The sequence below is a fragment of the Streptomyces sp. NPDC050485 genome (genome assembly GCF_044458185.1).
Classification (GTDB): Bacteria; Actinomycetota; Actinomycetes; order Streptomycetales; family Streptomycetaceae; genus Streptomyces.
Map to the genome: position 1 here is coordinate 52,137 of NZ_JBITHR010000018.1, position 15,499 is coordinate 67,635.

A 15,499-nucleotide genomic window follows, 5' to 3' on the forward strand; every position below is an offset into this window, starting at 1 on the left:
CCCGCGGAGCGCTACCGCAGCCGAAAATCAACCGCACCCCGCGGAGCGCTACCGCACCCTGAAGTCCTTCGACCGCCGCTCAGCGAAAAGCTCAGCCTGCCGCTCAGGCGACAGGCTCCCGAGGGAAACGAGGTGCGGGGCCAGCGTCACCGCGCGGGCGAGGGCGCCCTCCTTCGCCGCCCACACCGACCGCACCGTGCCCTGCACCGCCCCGGTCGGATACCCCGCGATCGTCTCGGCGCACCGCACCGCCGCCATCAACTCCCCACCCGGCGCGGTCAGTTCGCTCACGAAGCCCACCTCGTACGCCCGCCGCGCCGACATCCGCTCCGCCGTCCCCAGCAGCGCCAGCCTGGCCACTTCTCCGTACGGCATCCGCAGCGCCAGATACATCGACTCGTACGCGCTGACCATCCCGTACGTCGTGTGCGGGTCGAAGAACGTGGCGTCCTCGGCGGCGACCACGAACTCCGCCTCGCCCAGCAGGTAGAACGCCCCGCCGCAGGCCATCCCGCGCACGGCGGCGATCACCGGCTTCCACAGGTCGTTGGCCTTCGGGCCGATCGCGAGGAGCGGATCGTCGGTCGAGTACGGCGACGAGGGCTGCGGCACCTCGGCCGAGCGGTCGATGCCGGTGCAGAACGCCCGCTCCCCGGCCCCGGTGACCACGATCGCCCGTACCGAGTCGTCGCACCTCAACTCCCGCCACACACACGACAGTTGAGACGCCATCCCCAAGTCCACCGCGTTCAGACGCTCCGGCCGGTTCAGGGTGACGATCGCGACGCCGGTCTCCTTGTCGCGTGCCACCAGGATGCTCATGAGCGCTCCAGGAGCCAGCGCGGCACGGTGATCTGGCCGGTCTCGGTGAACGCGACCTGCACGCGCGCCCCGATCCTGAGCCGCGCCGGGTCGACCGAGTCGAGCGGGGCGTCGGGCTCGGCGACCACATTGCCGACCAGCCGGATCAGCGGATCCTCGGCGAGCTCCACGACCACCGCGTTGTACGGGGCCTGCGCCGCGTACTCGGGGAGCAGCGGGGGGTGCGGGACGACGTACGACCAGATGCGGCCGCGCCCCGACATGAGGCGCCACTCGCTGTCGAAGGACTGGCAGTGCGGGCAGCACGGCCGGGGCGGGAAGCGCAGCTGGCCGCAGTCGGGGGCGGCGCAGGCTTGGACGCGGAGTTCGCCCCGGGCCGCGTACTCCCAGAAGGGGGCGCCGTCGGCGTCCACCACAGGTGTCAGCATCTCTCAACTCCTCAGCAGCAGGGCGGAGGTGGGGACCCCCTCGCCCGCGGTGACCAGGCAGGTCGCGGCGTCCGGGACCTGGGCGGTACTGATGCCGCGCAGTTGCTTCACGCCCTCGTTGATGAGGTTGAACCCGTGGACGTAGGCCTCGCTGAGGCCGCCGCCGCCGGTGTTGATCGGCAGCCGCCCGCCGATCTCCAGCGCGCCGCCCTCGGTGAACGCGGCGCCCTCGCCGCGCCCGCAGAAGCCGTAGCCCTCCAGGGAGAGCGGGATGAGCGGGGTGAACGCGTCGTAGATCTGGGCGACGTCCACGTCATCCGGCCCGAAGTCCGCTTGCTTCCACAGGTGTCGGGCGGCGGTCCAGGCGGGGCCGGTCAGCGGGTCGTCGTTCCAGTAGTTGACCATGCCGTGGTGCTGGGCGGGCAGGCCCTGGGCGGCGGAGTGCACGTACACGGGCTTCTGCCGGCAGTCACGCGCACGCTCGGCGGATACGACGACACACGCCAACGCCCCATCCGTCTCAAGGCAGTTGTCGAAAAGGCAGAGCGGTTCGCTGATCCAGCGCGACGTCATGTACATCTCCCGGGTCAGCGGGCGCTCGTACATGATCGCGGCCGGGTTCTGGTTGGCGCGGTTGCGGCAGGCGAGGGCGACGTTGAAGAGGTGGTCGCGGCTGGCGCCGTGCTCGTGCAGATAGCGGCGGGCCAGCATGCCGATCTCGTCGGCGGGCCGCAGCAGACCGAAGGGCCGCGTCCACTGGGCCGGGGTGGGCAGCTGAACCGCCGTGTTCTTCCAGGGTCTTGGGCCGCTGCCCCGCTTCCTGGACCGCCAGGCGACACCGACGCTCGCCTGGCCGGTGGCTATCGCGGCGGCGAGGTGGGCGACGGTGGCGCACGAACCGCCGCCGCCGTAGCCCACTTTGGAGAAGTGGGTGGCATCGCCCGCCCCGATGGACTTGGCGACCTCCACCTCGTCGGTCTCCTCCATGGTGTACGAGGCGAACGCGTCCACCTCCGACGCGCTGATGCCCGCGTCGTCCAGGGCGGCGAGGATCGCCCGGCACGCCAACGCCTTCTCGGACTCGGGGAGTTGCTTGGCGAAGGCCGTCTGCCCGATCCCGACGATGGCTGTCGCGTCCTTCAGGGTGGCCATGGCCCCACCTCCACGAGCGTCACCAGTACTGACAGCGCAGGAGGCTACAGCTAATCTGACGGATAGTCAGCTAGCGGAGGAGCTTTCGATGGGGCTTTCGATGCGCGGAGACCTGGAGATGCGCGGAGACCTGGAGTGGGGCACGATCGCGAAGCTGGTGCGCGCCGCCGCCGAACGGTACGGCGAGCGGGAGGCCGTCGTGGAGGGCCGCAGCCGGATCCCGTACGCGGAACTCGGCGAGCGCGTCGAACGGGCGGCGGCCGCGTGCATGGCGGCGGGCGTCGAAGCGGGCGACCGGGTGGCGGTGTGGGCGCCCAACACCCTGGACTGGATCGTCTCGGCGCTCGGCGCGGTGACGGCGGGCGCGGTACTCGTGCCGCTGAACACGCGGTTCAAGGGCGCGGAGGCGGCGTACGTCCTCGAACGCAGCCGCGCGAAGCTGCTGTTCGTGACCGGCACGTTCCTGGGCACCTCGTACGTCGCCTCACTGCGCCGCGCGACGGCCGAGGGGAGTGGCCCCGGCCCGCTGCCGTCTCTCCCGCACCTGGAGCAGGTGGTGGTCCTCTCGGAGGACGCCCCCGACAACTTCCGTACGTGGAAGGACTTCCTGGCGGGCGGGGAAGGGATCTCGGGGACGGAGGTCAGGTCCCGCGCGGACGCCATCTCCCCCGACGCCCCCTCCGACATCATCTTCACCTCGGGCACCACCGGCCGCCCCAAGGGCGCGGTGATCAGCCACGCCCAGACGCTGCGCGGCTATGCCATCTGGTCGGAGCTCGCGGGCCTGCGCGAGGGCGACCGCTATCTGATCGTGAACCCGTTCTTCCACACCTTCGGCTACAAGGCGGGCATCATCGCGTGCCTGATGCGGGGCGCGACGATGGTGCCGCAGCCGGTGTTCAACGTGGACACCGCGCTCGCCAACATCGCGGCCGAACACATCTCGGTCCTGCCGGGCCCGCCCACCCTCCACCAGTCCCTCCTGGACCACCCGGCCCGTGACCAGCACGACCTGAGCGCGCTGAGGCTGGTGGTGACGGGCGCGGCGGTCGTCCCGCTGCGCCTGGTCGAACGGCTGCGGGGCGAGCTGGGCGTGGACACCGTACTGACCGCGTACGGCCTGTCCGAGGCGAGCGGCATCGTCACGATGTGCCGGCGCGGCGACGAGGCGGGGGTGATCGCCTCGACATCGGGCCGCGCGATACCCGGCACGGAGGTGCGCGTCTGCGCTGACCCGGGCGAACCGGGTGAGATCCTCGTGCGCGGCTTCAACGTCATGCGGGGCTACTTCGAGGACGAGGCGGAGACGGCGGCGGCGATCGACGCGCAGGGCTGGCTGCACACGGGAGACATCGGGGTGTTGGACGATGCGGGCAACCTCCGCATCACCGACCGGATCAAGGACATGTTCATCGTCGGCGGCTTCAACGCCTACCCGGCGGAGATCGAGCAACTCCTGCTCCTGCACCCGGAGGTGGCCGACGCGGCGGTGATCGGCATCCCGGACGCCCGCCTGGGCGAGGCCGGCAAGGCCTACGTGGTCCGCCGCCCCGGCTCCCCCCTGACAGCGGACGACCTGATCGCCTGGTCCCGCCGCGAGATGGCGAACTACAAGGTGCCGAGGGAGGTCGAGTTCGTGGCCGAACTGCCGAGGAACGCGAGCGGGAAGGTGGTGAAGGGTGAGCTACGGGCCCGCCCTTGTACTGGTGGCCCCCGGCTCAGCCCTTGACGTCGGCCACGAACGCGGCCCAGGTGGGGGCCCGGAAGAGCAGGACGGGGCCTTCCTGCACCTTCGAGTCGCGTACGGGGACGAGGCCGCGAGGTCGTCGGTGACCTTGACGCAGCTTCCGCCGCCCCCATTGTTATAGGCGCTCTTGCGTCAAGTCGCGCTCCTCAAGCCACAGTTGGTGCTTGCCATTCCGGAAGTTCTCAGCCGCGCCCTCGATCAGGGCGAGTGACTCCTCCGGCGGCAGAGCGGCGGCCCTGAGCCGATCGTACGACCGGCGGTACAGCTTCACGGGGGCAGGGTCCTCGATGGTGTTGCCGCTGTACGACGACTCTGTGTAGACCAGCGGCGGAGCGTCGGGGAAGCCCAGGGACATGACCGTGCCGGCCATCACGGGATGCGCCGTGGAGTTCCACGGAAGGATCTGTGGAGTGAACCGGTGCTGGTGGGCCAACTCTGCGATCTGGTTCAGTTGTTCAGCCATCTCCGAGGACGGCAGGATCGGCTGACGCAGCAGCGACTCGTGCAGGATCACCCAGTACTCGGGCCGTCTGAGTCCGGTACTGAGGAGATCGCCCGCCCGCGTGAGGCGTTCGTACACCTTCGCGTCCGATTGGGCCTGTGGTTCCAACGGGTGCCCGGCCCGGACCACGGCGCGGGCGTACGCCTCGGTCTGGAGGAGGCCAGGGATCCAGGTGGCGCACCATTCCTCGATGTACTCGGCGTCCTTCTCCACCTCCAGGATCCGCTTGAAGTACGAGCCCTGGTCCTGGCCTGCCCGTTTGGCCTTGCGTACGTCCTCGCAGTTTCGGGCGAAGAAGCCGTCCGTCTTGAGCCTCCGGTCTACATGCTCGGCCAGATCACGGGGCATGCGGCGGTGCCCGCGCTCGATCTCGCTGAGGTAGCTCAGCCCGTAGAAGCTCCCCTCAACCAGCTGCTGCAACGTGAGCCCGGCAGCCTCCCGCTTCCAGCGCAGCTCCTTGCCGTAGAAGCAGGGCACGCTTTCCGAGCCGTCGATGTCCTTGCGTCGCACCATGGTCTGCCCACCCATTCCACAACGTCCGTGCGGGGCTTCACAGTTCGCGCACGGGAACTCAAACCCCTTTTACCGTAGGGCACTTCGCGCCAGTGTGTGACTGGAACGTCACAGAACGCACGCACACACAGGAAGGCGCTGCCCGATGAGCCCCCACGAGAACTGCCCCGCTTCCGACCGCTCGGATGCCGACGACATGACCCGCTGCGTGGAAGAGCTGCGCCGCGCACTGATGGCCCACGGCATCATCCTGCCCTCCCTCCGCCTGGACCTGCCGAGCTTTGTGAGCCGGTACCCCGCCCCGTCGCTCCTGGTCGCGCTCGGCAACTGCAACACCGACACGGCGCGGAGGCTGGCCGAGGCCTTGCGCGGGGCGGAGCAGTTGCGGGAGAAGTTCACGGAGGACGGCCGGCTCGTCTGATCGACGAGATCAGCGGGGAGGGACGCCCGTGATCCTTTCCGGCAGCCGGGCGATACCGAACCCCACCCCTGTCGGCGCATCGTGCAAGTCGAGCTTGATCAGGCGATTGCCTTTCTCCCGAGCGGCTTTCGCCTGCGGAGAAAGGCCCTGCTTCGCCAGGGAGTTATTGCGGTCGCTGCGATTTCGGCAGTCAGGGTGATCGAGGCAACAGCCCAACTGAAATGGCACCCCGCATCAACCCCGCCACGGTAGAAGCACGGCGGCGCCGACCACACATCAATCAACGTCTTCCCAGTCCAGCCCGTCCCCGAAAGGGCCGTTCAGGCACCCGCATCTGCCCTTCAGTGCCTGGCCTCATGGATCACATTCAGCGTATCCAGGAAGAGTTGACACCCCTGCGCCGGAAGAGGCTCCATTGCGCGACCACGACAACGCCAGAGCGACCGGAACCGAGAGCAGTCGCAGACTTGACCGCAAAGCCGCGGTCGGAACCAGCACGCCGCTCACGGGGCTCCTTGCCCTGCAGGGAACGGCGGGCAACGCCGTCGTCCTCCAGACGCTCCGCCAAGCCGGCCACCCCTGGGCCCAGGAACAGCACCAGCACGGAGCCGGCTGTGGTCACCAGCAGGCCGAGCAGCCCGCAGTGCAGCGCTCCGCCGTCCATGACGTCCTCCGCACGGGTGGCACGCCGCTGGACGATGTCACCCGCACCGACATGGAATCGCGGCTCGGCGCCGACTTCTCCGATGTGCGCATCCACAACGACAGCGCGGCCAAGGCGTCGGCGGCCGAGGTCGGCGCCCGCGCCTACACCTCGGGCAGCCATGTCGTCATCGGCGAGGGCGGCGCCGACCGGCACACCCTGGCCCATGAGCTGACCCACGTCATCCAGCAGCGGCAGGGACCGGTGGCCGGCACGGACAATGGCTCGGGGCTGCGCGTCTCGGACCCGTCGGACCGCTTCGAGCGGGAGGCGGAGGCCAACGCCACGAGGGCCTTGAGCGGGCCGGTGCCCGGCCAGGCAACGCAGAGCCCGGCCGAACGGGCCGGCAGCGGCCCGGAGTCCGTCCAGCGCTCCATCCACCCCTACCCGACGTCCGGCAAGATCCCCACCGAGCAGGTCGGGAAGGACCTGGTGAGCTTCGGCGAGAAGCTCGACGCGGCCGTCCAGATCGCTTGGCTCCAGGCCACCCAGAATCCGACCGACGTCAATCTCGCGCGTACGGACGGATATCTGAGCCGGTGGGCGGAGCAGTGGCAGGAATACCTGCAGGCCACCCCGGCGAAGAAGGCGGAGATAGCCGCGCTGGTCCCCGCCATGGCCGGCTACGCCATCGAGTCCCTCGCCACCAAGGTGTTCCTCACCGAGCGGAAGTCCTGGATCGGTCCGGCCTCCGGCCTCACGTTCTCCGTGGCCATGCAGGTCACCCACGGCAACACCCGTCCCGATGTCGTCCTCCAACTCGAAGGGAGCGAGGTCGCCTGGTACGACATCACGTCCGCGAGGAGCCTGGGCCACATCTTCGAGAAGGACGGCTCCGGGTGGCAGACCAAGCCGTACGTAGCCGAGATCGCCTATCCGCAGGTGACGGCACAGACGGTCGAGTCGAACGCGGCCAAGTGGCAGATGGCGGGCAGCCCCGACATCACGAACGACCCCATGATCTTCGCGAACTACTGGATCGAACGCGGGCGGTTCGAGGTGTCCATGAACTTCATGCGCCAGGACATCCTCAAGGCCTCCCCCTCCCTTCTCGACCACGCCCGGAACGCGGCCGACAGCGTCACCGGCCAGGTGAACGCGGTACGCCGCCAGGAGTACATGAGGGCCTGCCTGGCGCTCTACAAGGCCGGGATTCTCGGCGGCGACTCCAGCGACTCCGACGTGGCCACCGCGATCGCGGGCAGGGCTCAGATGCCTGGCGTCACGGCACTCGAACCGCTTCCCAAGGACACCGCCGCGGTCATCCAGTGGCTCACCAACAACCACAAGAAGTACGGCTTCCAGGGCAGCGACGGGAAGAGTAGCTTCAAGAGTCTGAGCGTGCAGCCCGGAATCGTCTGGCTCCAGGAGTGCGCCGCACACAAGCAGCTCACCGTCTCGGACGCCGATGTCCTGACCCACATCAGCACGAACTATCCGGAGGGCCTCACCGCACTCCGCAACGCGGGGCTGGTCACGTGACCCACAGGCTGCCACCCAATGGTCGGCTGACCAGCGTCGCGAGCCGGTGGCAGAGGTGGTGTCGGCCCGCCCCAACGCACGTCGAACCGGCCGAGGTTCACTCCGGGGACAGGTCCACATCCCGGACGACTTCGATGTGCTGCCCGACGGCATCGCCGATGCGTTGGGGATGCGCTGACTCTGTGCACCTGTCCGCCCTGTCGAAGGCGGTCCCCGAGCTTCGGTCGCCCGCTACCGACCGCGCCCGCGGCTGGCGGCGGCCGGGTTGGCTGTGAGTGCTCGGTCGGCCGTGGCCAGGATGTTGGCGAAGGCGTGGGCGATGAGGGGCTTGGCGAGGCGGGTGAGGGTGGCGCCGAAGGGTGCGCGGACCTCGAACCTGGTCGTCCAGACGACCTCCGTACCGCCGTCGACCTCCGTAAAGGTCATGCGGCCGAGCTCGTGCCGGGAGGCCGGGATGCTGCGCTCGACGGTGTAGTCGAAGCTGTGCGGCGCGTCGTACGCCGTGATGCGCTCGCGGAAGTAGCCGATCGTCCACGTGTGCAGCCGGACCGCCCCCACTCCGTACGGCGCCCCCGTGCCCGGCCGGGCCAGGCGGGCCTTGAGGATGTACGGGGAGCGGGTGTAGTTGGTGCTCGTGGCGCACCAGTCGAATACGTCGGCGATCGGCGCTGCGATGACGCGTCGCACGGTCAAGGTCTCCATGGTTCGTCCCTTCTCCTGGCCGGGATGGCGCGGTGCGGTGACCGCGCTCGACAAGTGGACGGGAGGGAGGGCGGAGCTGTGACGCCATCGGTAGTGATGCGCGTCACGTGGTCGTACGGTGACCCCTGACGCCTCAGGAAGGACCAGGATGAGCGCACACCAAACCGAGCCCGGCGGCCCCCTCATCCCGCGCCCGGAGCGAACGCCCACGGCGCTCCGGGTCGCCCTGGCCCAGATCGCACCGCACCGGCTGGCCGGGATCGAGCAGCAGAAGGACGAGGCGATCGCCCTCGCAGCGCACGGACTCGCTCGGTCCGATCGTGCAGTTCCTGGAGGCCTGGGCGACCGTCATCGAGATCGCGCGCTTCCCCGCCCTCGCCTCGCGCCTGCACTCCGCCGAGTACGTGGCACAGGTCCTCAACAGGGACGATCCCGCCTGGCGGGAGGCCATGGCCGAGATCCGCGCCGTTCACGCCATGGCCCGGGAGTTGCTCGGCCCAGCCGGGGGCGCGGAAGACGCGCGTCGCGGCGCGAGCGCGGTGGCTCAGGTGGCGTGGATGTCCTGAGGGGTGGCCACCGTGGCGTGGATGTCCTGGGCGGTCGCGTCGCTCGCGGCCAGGGCCGGGGTGGCGGCGCCGATGGCGGCCGCTATGGCGACGGCGAGCGTGGCGAGCAGGCGGGTGGTGCGGGTCATGGCAACTCCATGTGCTGTGCGGGGTGTTGGTTCTGTGGGGCATGTGTGGCATCAGTGTGAGGCGTATGTATGTTCGCTTGCCGTAAGGGCAAGGGACAGGCGAACGCTCGAATCCGCCGGCTCCGGACATGCCGCGGCCGCGACGGCTCCCCTCCGCGCCGTCGCGGCCGTCCCCCGCTCAGAAGGAGCTACTTGACCGGCTCCGAGGTGGCGTGGACATCGTCCGTCGAGTCGTCCCCGGTGACCGTGGCATGGACGTCCAGAGGCTTGACCGTGCCGAGGTCCCCGGCGGCCGTGGCGTGCACGTCCAGGGGCTTGACCGTGCCGTCGTCGGCGAGCGCCGTGGCGTGGACGTCCAGTGGCTTGATGATCGGGTCGGTGCTCTTGATGTCGCCCATGGTGGTATCTCTCCCGTTGGCCTTGCTGTGTGATGGATGGGACCCGTCCGGCCGCTCCCCCGAGGGCTTCCGGACGGGTCCATCAGGGCCGCTCAGCGTAGTACTGCGGCCGTTCGCCCTCCCGCTTGCCCCCCGGCGCCACGGAACGACTAAGTAAGAGAGTGCCGGGCGGCGATAAACGAACGATGAACGACCTGTCCCAGCCGCCGGAGTTCCCGTCCGGTGGGTCATGGCCGGGGTCGCACCGGGCACCCCCTAGGCGGCCCGCGCCGGGGTCAGCAGGGCGCGGACGGCCTCGGCCTCGGGTGCGCCCAGGGCCTCGAACAGCTCAAGCGACTCCCGCCAGCAGACCTGCGCCCGGCCGGTCTGGCCGACCGCGTCCAACGCCCGGCCAAGGACGGTGAGTACGTTCCCGCGCCGCCAGTCGCCCCCGATGCCGCGCAGCCGGGTCAGCGCCATCTCCGCGTTGGCCGCGGCCTGCGCGGGGCGCCTGGCGACGACGTCCACCTCGGCGAGGCGGAACAGCGCCATGCCCTCCCACAGGTGCTGGCGGCTGTCCCGGAAGACGTCCAGCGCCTCCTGGAGCCGCAGCACCGCCTCGGCGTGCTGGCCGTTCTTCGCCAGGGCGAGACCCAGCGCGTAGCGGGCGTTGGCGCCGCGCAGCGAGTTCCCGAGCCCGTCGTAGATGGCGATGCCGTTCTGCGCGAGGGTCACCGCGCTGGCCGTGCGGCCCATGGCGAGATGGATGCGCGACAGGTTGCACAGCGCGCTGGCCTCGCCGGGCCGGTCGCCGCCCCGGGAGTAGTTCTCGATCGCCGTGGTGAGGTGCTTCTCGCCCTCCTCGTAGCGGTTCTGGTAGAGCGCGATGACGCCCCGGATGTTGGGGGCCCAGCAGCCGGGGAGGGGGTCCTCGACGACCTCGGCCAGCCGCATCCCCTCGGCGGCCTCCCGGTCCGCCTGGTCGAAACTGCCCGCGGTGTGGCGGGCGTTGGCCAGCGCGGTCAGGGCGCGCCCCTCCGCCCGTACGTCGCCGTAGGCATGGGCGGACACCTGGAGCGCGGAGGCGGTGAACACGTACTCCTTGGAGTTGGTGCCCGACTCGGCGAGGTCGAGGGCGGCCCACAGGAGATCCACGGCCCGGCGCAGCGCGTCCGGCCGGTCCGCGACCTGCCGTACGCACGCGAGCAGCGGGATCGCCTCCGCGTACAGCCAGTCCTGCGCGGCATGGCGGTCCGCGAAGGGCAGCCCCGCGCGGCGGGTCGGCTCCAGGTGGTCCACCAGCCGGTCGCCCGGCCGCTCCAGGGCGTACACCCCCGCCGTCGTCGCCAGATAGAAGTCGAGCAGCCGCGACATCGCCAACTCCCGCTCCACCGGCGGCATTTCGTCGCGCTCGGCGCAGGAGCGCGCGTAGAGCCGCACCAGGTCGTGGTAGCGGTAGCGGCCCGGGGCGGCGGATTCGACCAGGGAGGTGTCCACCAGGGACTCCAGGAGGTCCTCGGTCTCCTGGAGCGGGAGGTCGAGCACGGCGGCCGCGGCGGCCAGCGAGATGTCCGGGCCGTCGGGCAGGCCGAGCAGGCGGAAGGCGCGGGCCTGGGCGGGTTCCAGCTGGCCGTAGCCGAGTTCGAAGGTGGCCTTCACCGCGAGGTCGCCGGCCTGGAGCTCGTCCAGGCGGCGGCGCTCGTCGGCGAGCTTCGCAGCGAGCACCGAGACCGTCCAGGTGCGCCGCGAGGCGAGGCGGGACGCGGCGATGCGGATGGCGAGCGGGAGGAATCCGCAGGCGGCCACCACATCGAGGGCCGCCTCGCGCTCCGCCGACACCCGCTCCTCGCCGACGATCCTGGTGAACAGCTGGAGCGCCTCGTCGGGGGACATCACATCCAGGTCGACCAGGTGCGCGCCGACCAGGTCGACCATGCGGATCCGGCTGGTGACGAGCGCCGCGCAGCCCGCCGTGCCCGGCAGCAGCGGCCGGATCTGGGCGGCGTCACGGGCGTTGTCGAGCAGCACCAGGACCCGGCGGCCGTCGAGCGTCGAGCGGAACAGGGCCGCGCGCTCCTCCGTCGACTCGGGGATCGCCGAGTCCGGGGTGCCGAGCGCGCGCAGGAAGGCGCCGAGCACGGTCTCGGGTTCGGCGGCGCGGGCGCCCGCGCCCTGGAGGTCGACGTACAGCTGCCCGTCCGGGAAGTGCGGGCGGGCCGCGTGGGCCACGTGCACCGCGAGGGTGGTCTTGCCGACGCCGCCGATGCCGGCCAGCGCGGAGACCGCCATGACGGTGGTCTCGGCCTCGGCGAGGCGTGAGGTGAGCTCCCGTACGAAGGAGGCGCGTCCGGTGAAGTCCGGTACGGAGGCGGGGAGTTGGGCCGGACGTACCGGGGCGGGTGCGGAGGCGGGTGCCTCGGCGGGCGGGCGGGCCAGGTCCTCGTCGGCCTGGAGGATGCGCTGCTGGAGGCGGGCGAGTTCGGGCCGCGGGTCGACGCCGAGCTCGTCGGCGAGCAGCCGCCGGGTGTCCGCGTACACCGCGAGGGCCTCGGCCTGCCGGCCGCTGCGGTACAGGGCCAGCATCAGCAGTTCGCGCAGCCGCTCGCGCAGCGGGTGGGCGGCGGTGAGCGCGGTCAGCTCGGAGACGGCCTCGGCGTGGCAGCCCGCCTCCAGGTCCATGTCGAGGCGGGCCTCGGTGAGTTGGAGGCGCCATTCGGCGAGCCGGGTGCGCTGGGCCTCGGCGTACGGGCCCGGCACATTGGCGAGCGGTTCGCCGTCCCAGTGGGCCAGCGCGCTGTTGAGCAGGTCGCGGGCCCGGCCCTGGTCGCCGCCGGCCCGCGCCTTCTCGGCGGCGATGGCCAGCTCCTGCGCGCGGGCGAGGTCGAGGGTGGCGGCGCCGACCCGGATCGCGTAGCCGCCGGACTCGCTGACCAGGACCCCGGGGTCGAGGACCTTGCGCAGCCGGGAGGCGTAGGTGCGCAGCGCGGCCAGCGCCTGCGAGGGCGGCTCCTCGCCCCAGATGGCGTCGATGAGCTCCCCGGCGGTGGCGGTGCGGCCGTCGCGCATGAGCAGGGCGGCGAGCAGGGCGCGCTGCTGCGGCGAACCGGACGGCAGGGCCTGCTCGCCCCGCCAGGCCCGTACGGGTCCGAGTACGCCGAAGCGGAGCCCGGCCCCCGGTGCCTGCGGGCCGTGCTCGGCCGCCTCTTCGGCGTGGTGCTCCGTCGCGCGCTGCGGCGTCGGTTGCGGAGCGCGCTGCTCCGGTACGCGCGGCCCGCCGTCACGGTCCATAGCTGCCCCCTGTACCCCCGTACTACTGGTGTGCCCCTGCCAGTCTGCCCTGTCCGGAGGGGTCGCGTCAGCAGCGGGTGGTGCTCTGCACAAGGCCTCGACACATGCCCTTCACGCTCGGCGCAAGCGCCGGCGGCGCAGTACGTGCGGCACCGACCGGCCGGTATGCGCCCACCGGTCGCACGGCGGACGCCCGCCAACTAGCTGACGGATCGTCAGATCGGGTCTACCGTGGACGGCATGGAGACCTTCCCGAAGATCATCTCGGTGGACGACCACACGGTTGAGCCCCCCAACGTCTGGCGGGACCGGCTCCCGTCCCGGTTCCGCGACACCGGACCGCGCATCGTACGGGCCCCCCTGAAGGAAATGACCTTCCTGGGCGGGAAGTTCGCGCCGGTCATGGGCGCGAAGGGCGACGACGGGCCGATCGGCGACTGGTGGGTGTACGAGGACCTGCACCGCCCGCTCACCCGCCTCGACACGGCCGTCGGCTACGACCGGGACGAGATCAAGCTCGAAGTCATCACGTACGAGCAGATGCGCAAGGGGTCGTTCAGCGTGCCCGAGCGGCTCGCGGACATGGACGTGAACCACGTCCAGTCCGCCCTCTGCTTCCCGACCTTCCCGCGCTTTTGCGGCCAGACCTTCACCGAGGCCAAGGACCGCGAACTCGGACTGCTCGCGGTCCAGGCGTACAACGACTGGATGGTGGAGGAGTGGTGCGGCCCCGAGGCGCACGGCCGGCTCATCCCGCTCACCCTGATCCCGCTGTGGGACGCCCAACTCGCCGCCGCCGAGGTACGCCGCAACGCCGCGCGCGGGGTGCGCGCGGTCGCCTTCTCCGAGATACCCCCGCACCTCGGCCTGCCCTCCATCCACACGGACGACTGGGACCCCTTCCTCGCCGCCTGCGACGAGACCGGCACGGTCATCGCCATGCACATCGGCTCGTCCAGCAAGATGCCGTCCACCTCGCCGGACGCGCCGCCCGCCGTCGGCTCCACCATCACCTTCGCCAACTGCTGCTTCTCGATGGTCGACTGGCTGATGAGCGGCAAGTTCGAGCGCTTCCCGAACCTCAGGATCATGTACGCCGAGGGGCAGATCGGCTGGATCCCGTACGTCCTGGAACGCGCGGACGTGGTCTGGGAGGAGAACCGCGGCTGGGGCGGCGTCGCCGACAAGGTCCACCGCCCGCCGTCCGAACTCTTCGCCGAGCACGTCTACGGCTGCTTCTTCGACGACGCGTTCGGTCTGCGGAACCTGGACGCGATCGGGGTGGGCAACGTGCTGTACGAGACCGACTACCCGCACTCCGACTCCACCTGGCCCAAGTCCAAGGAGGTCGGCGAGACGCAGATGGGCCATCTGGCACCGGACGTGGTGAACCGAATCGTCCGGCGCAACGCGATCGAGCTGCTGGGTCTTACGGACGAGGGGTTGTGGCCAGGGGTGCAGCACGGCACCCCCTAGGGGCGCGGGGAACTGCGCGCCCAGCCACGCACGGTCCGCGGAGAATAGCGGTGCGCCCGTGCCGGGATCCCTCAAGGGGGGCGGGGAACTGCGCGACTAGCCACGCACGGTCCGCAGTGCAAACCCCCACCGCCGCGCCGCGCCACCGCACACCCCTTGCCTGACGATGCGTCAGCTATGACGATGGGTCCGCCAACCGTCATGTGACGGGTCGTCAGATCAGGATGGAGGCGGGCGCGTGGTGCGGATACTGCCGGACGGGCGACTGGTGTACGGGATGCAGCTCCCCGTCCAGTCGCAGAGCACCATCTACGCGGAGGGCTGGGAGGCGGACGCGGGGCCCGGCGAGCTGGCCGAGATCGCGCGGGCCGCCGACCGGGCCGGGTTCGCCTACCTCGCGAGCTGCGACCACATCGCGATCCCGCGCCGCCTCGCCGGACCCATGGGCACCGTCTGGTACGACCCGGTCGCCACCCTCGCCTTCCTGGCGGGCATCACCGAGCGGGTCCGGCTGATGAGCCACGTCGCGGTCGTCGGCCTGCGCCACCCCCTGATCACCGCCAAGCAGTACGCCACCCTGGACCACCTCAGCGGCGGGCGGCTGATCCTGGGGGTCGGTGCCGGGCACGTAAAGGAGGAATTCGACGCGGTCGGCGCGGACTTCGCGGGTCGCGGGCCGGTTCTGGACGAGACGATCGACGCGTTGCGGGCCGCGCTGGGGCCCGAGGAGTATCCGGAGTTCCACGGCGAGCGGTTCGCCTTCGGCGGGCTCGGCCAGCGGCCCAGGCCCGCGCAGCGGCGTGTCCCCCTGTGGGTGGGCGGCTCCTCGCCGGCCGCCGTACGCAGGGCCGCCGTACGCGGTGACGGCTGGCTGCCGCAGGGCGACCGGAGAGATCAACTCCCCGCGCAGATCGCCAGGTTGAAGGCGATCCGCGAAGGGGCCGGAGTCGCGGAACCCATCGTGATCGGGGCGATCACCGAGGCGCTGTACGTCGGCGAACCCGGCTGGGAGACCGGCCGCCGCACCCTCACCGGGAAGCCCGAGGTGCTCGCCGAGTCGCTGCGGGCGTACGGAGCGATGGGCGTCGACCAGATCCAGGTGCGGTTCCGGTCCCGGGGGCGCACCGAACTCACCGACCAGATGGCGGCGTTCGGGGCCGAGGTCGCCCCGCACCTCAACGACTAGGAGTAC

15 protein-coding genes are annotated in these 15,499 nt (G+C 70.9%); 6 read left to right on the forward strand and 9 right to left on the reverse strand.

The window, feature by feature from the left end; all coding sequences use genetic code 11:
- Nucleotides 1–48: 48 nt before the first annotated feature.
- Genes ACIBK6_RS30235 through ACIBK6_RS30245 form a run of 3 tightly spaced genes read right to left on the reverse strand, consistent with a single transcriptional unit; the run spans nt 49 to nt 2,402 of the window.
- Nucleotides 49–822: an enoyl-CoA hydratase/isomerase family protein gene (locus ACIBK6_RS30235; RefSeq protein WP_399054606.1), complete on the reverse strand. Its 774-nt coding sequence runs from the start codon at nt 820–822 to the stop codon at nt 49–51.
- Nucleotides 819–1,250 (reverse strand): Zn-ribbon domain-containing OB-fold protein, encoded by a 432-nt coding sequence (locus tag ACIBK6_RS30240; protein ID WP_399054607.1) that lies wholly within the window; start codon nt 1,248–1,250, stop codon nt 819–821. The genes ACIBK6_RS30235 and ACIBK6_RS30240 overlap by 4 nt, the downstream gene beginning before the upstream one ends.
- Before the next feature lie 3 nt (nt 1,251–1,253).
- Complete coding sequence (locus ACIBK6_RS30245) at nt 1,254–2,402, reverse strand: lipid-transfer protein (protein WP_399054608.1); 1,149 nt, start codon at nt 2,400–2,402, stop codon at nt 1,254–1,256.
- Between the two features lie 118 nt (nt 2,403–2,520).
- Between ACIBK6_RS30245 and ACIBK6_RS30250 the strand changes: the two genes are divergently transcribed.
- Entirely contained in the window at nt 2,521–4,131 is a 1,611-nt protein-coding gene (locus ACIBK6_RS30250; protein WP_399054710.1) for a FadD3 family acyl-CoA ligase, read from the forward strand.
- On the opposite strand, the gene ACIBK6_RS30255 is transcribed toward ACIBK6_RS30250, so the two are convergent.
- Together ACIBK6_RS30255 and ACIBK6_RS30260 are read right to left on the reverse strand one after the other, a co-directional pair.
- Nucleotides 4,121–4,192 (reverse strand): DUF397 domain-containing protein, encoded by a 72-nt coding sequence (locus ACIBK6_RS30255; protein ID WP_399054711.1) that lies wholly within the window; start codon nt 4,190–4,192, stop codon nt 4,121–4,123. The two genes, ACIBK6_RS30250 and ACIBK6_RS30255, sit on opposite strands and share 11 nt — an antisense overlap.
- A gap of 72 nt (nt 4,193–4,264) precedes the next feature.
- Nucleotides 4,265–5,164 carry a Scr1 family TA system antitoxin-like transcriptional regulator gene (locus ACIBK6_RS30260; protein ID WP_399054609.1) on the reverse strand — a complete coding sequence of 300 codons (900 nt, stop codon included), beginning with the start codon at nt 5,162–5,164 and terminating at the stop codon, nt 4,265–4,267.
- Nucleotides 5,165–5,309: 145 nt separating this feature from the next.
- On the opposite strand from ACIBK6_RS30260, the gene ACIBK6_RS30265 reads away from it, so the two are divergent.
- A complete protein-coding gene (locus tag ACIBK6_RS30265; protein WP_399054610.1) occupies nt 5,310–5,585 on the forward strand; it encodes a hypothetical protein in 276 nt (91 codons plus the stop codon).
- A 415-nt stretch (nt 5,586–6,000) separates the two neighbouring features.
- Nucleotides 6,001–7,770, forward strand: coding sequence for a DUF4157 domain-containing protein (locus tag ACIBK6_RS30270; protein WP_399054611.1), 1,770 nt, complete (start codon nt 6,001–6,003; stop codon nt 7,768–7,770).
- Nucleotides 7,771–8,001: 231 nt separating this feature from the next.
- Here ACIBK6_RS30270 and ACIBK6_RS30275 read toward each other — a convergent pair whose 3' ends face one another.
- Nucleotides 8,002–8,472 carry an SRPBCC family protein gene (locus tag ACIBK6_RS30275; RefSeq protein WP_399054612.1) on the reverse strand — a complete coding sequence of 157 codons (471 nt, stop codon included), beginning with the start codon at nt 8,470–8,472 and terminating at the stop codon, nt 8,002–8,004.
- Nucleotides 8,473–8,792: 320 nt separating this feature from the next.
- Here ACIBK6_RS30275 and ACIBK6_RS30280 point away from each other — a divergent pair, with 320 nt between their 5' ends.
- Nucleotides 8,793–9,038 (forward strand): hypothetical protein, encoded by a 246-nt coding sequence (locus ACIBK6_RS30280; RefSeq protein ID WP_399054613.1) that lies wholly within the window; start codon nt 8,793–8,795, stop codon nt 9,036–9,038.
- Here the strand turns inward: ACIBK6_RS30280 and ACIBK6_RS30285 are convergent.
- The 3 genes from ACIBK6_RS30285 to ACIBK6_RS30295 form a co-directional block, all read right to left on the reverse strand.
- Nucleotides 9,017–9,166 carry a hypothetical protein gene (locus ACIBK6_RS30285; RefSeq protein WP_399054614.1) on the reverse strand — a complete coding sequence of 50 codons (150 nt, stop codon included), beginning with the start codon at nt 9,164–9,166 and terminating at the stop codon, nt 9,017–9,019. The genes ACIBK6_RS30280 and ACIBK6_RS30285 overlap by 22 nt on opposite strands.
- 188 nt (nt 9,167–9,354) lie before the next feature.
- Nucleotides 9,355–9,564, reverse strand: coding sequence for a hypothetical protein (locus ACIBK6_RS30290; protein WP_399054615.1), 210 nt, complete (start codon nt 9,562–9,564; stop codon nt 9,355–9,357).
- 255 nt (nt 9,565–9,819) lie between these two features.
- On the reverse strand, nt 9,820–12,831 hold the full coding sequence (locus ACIBK6_RS30295) for a BTAD domain-containing putative transcriptional regulator (protein WP_399054616.1): 3,012 nt from the start codon (nt 12,829–12,831) through the stop codon (nt 9,820–9,822).
- A gap of 240 nt (nt 12,832–13,071) precedes the next feature.
- Here ACIBK6_RS30295 and ACIBK6_RS30300 point away from each other — a divergent pair, with 240 nt between their 5' ends.
- Together ACIBK6_RS30300 and ACIBK6_RS30305 are read left to right on the forward strand one after the other, a co-directional pair.
- Nucleotides 13,072–14,307: an amidohydrolase family protein gene (locus ACIBK6_RS30300; protein ID WP_399054617.1), complete on the forward strand. Its 1,236-nt coding sequence runs from the start codon at nt 13,072–13,074 to the stop codon at nt 14,305–14,307.
- Between the two features lie 241 nt (nt 14,308–14,548).
- On the forward strand, nt 14,549–15,493 hold the full coding sequence (locus tag ACIBK6_RS30305) for an LLM class F420-dependent oxidoreductase (RefSeq protein ID WP_399054712.1): 945 nt from the start codon (nt 14,549–14,551) through the stop codon (nt 15,491–15,493).
- The last annotated feature ends 6 nt before the right edge of the window (nt 15,494–15,499 follow it).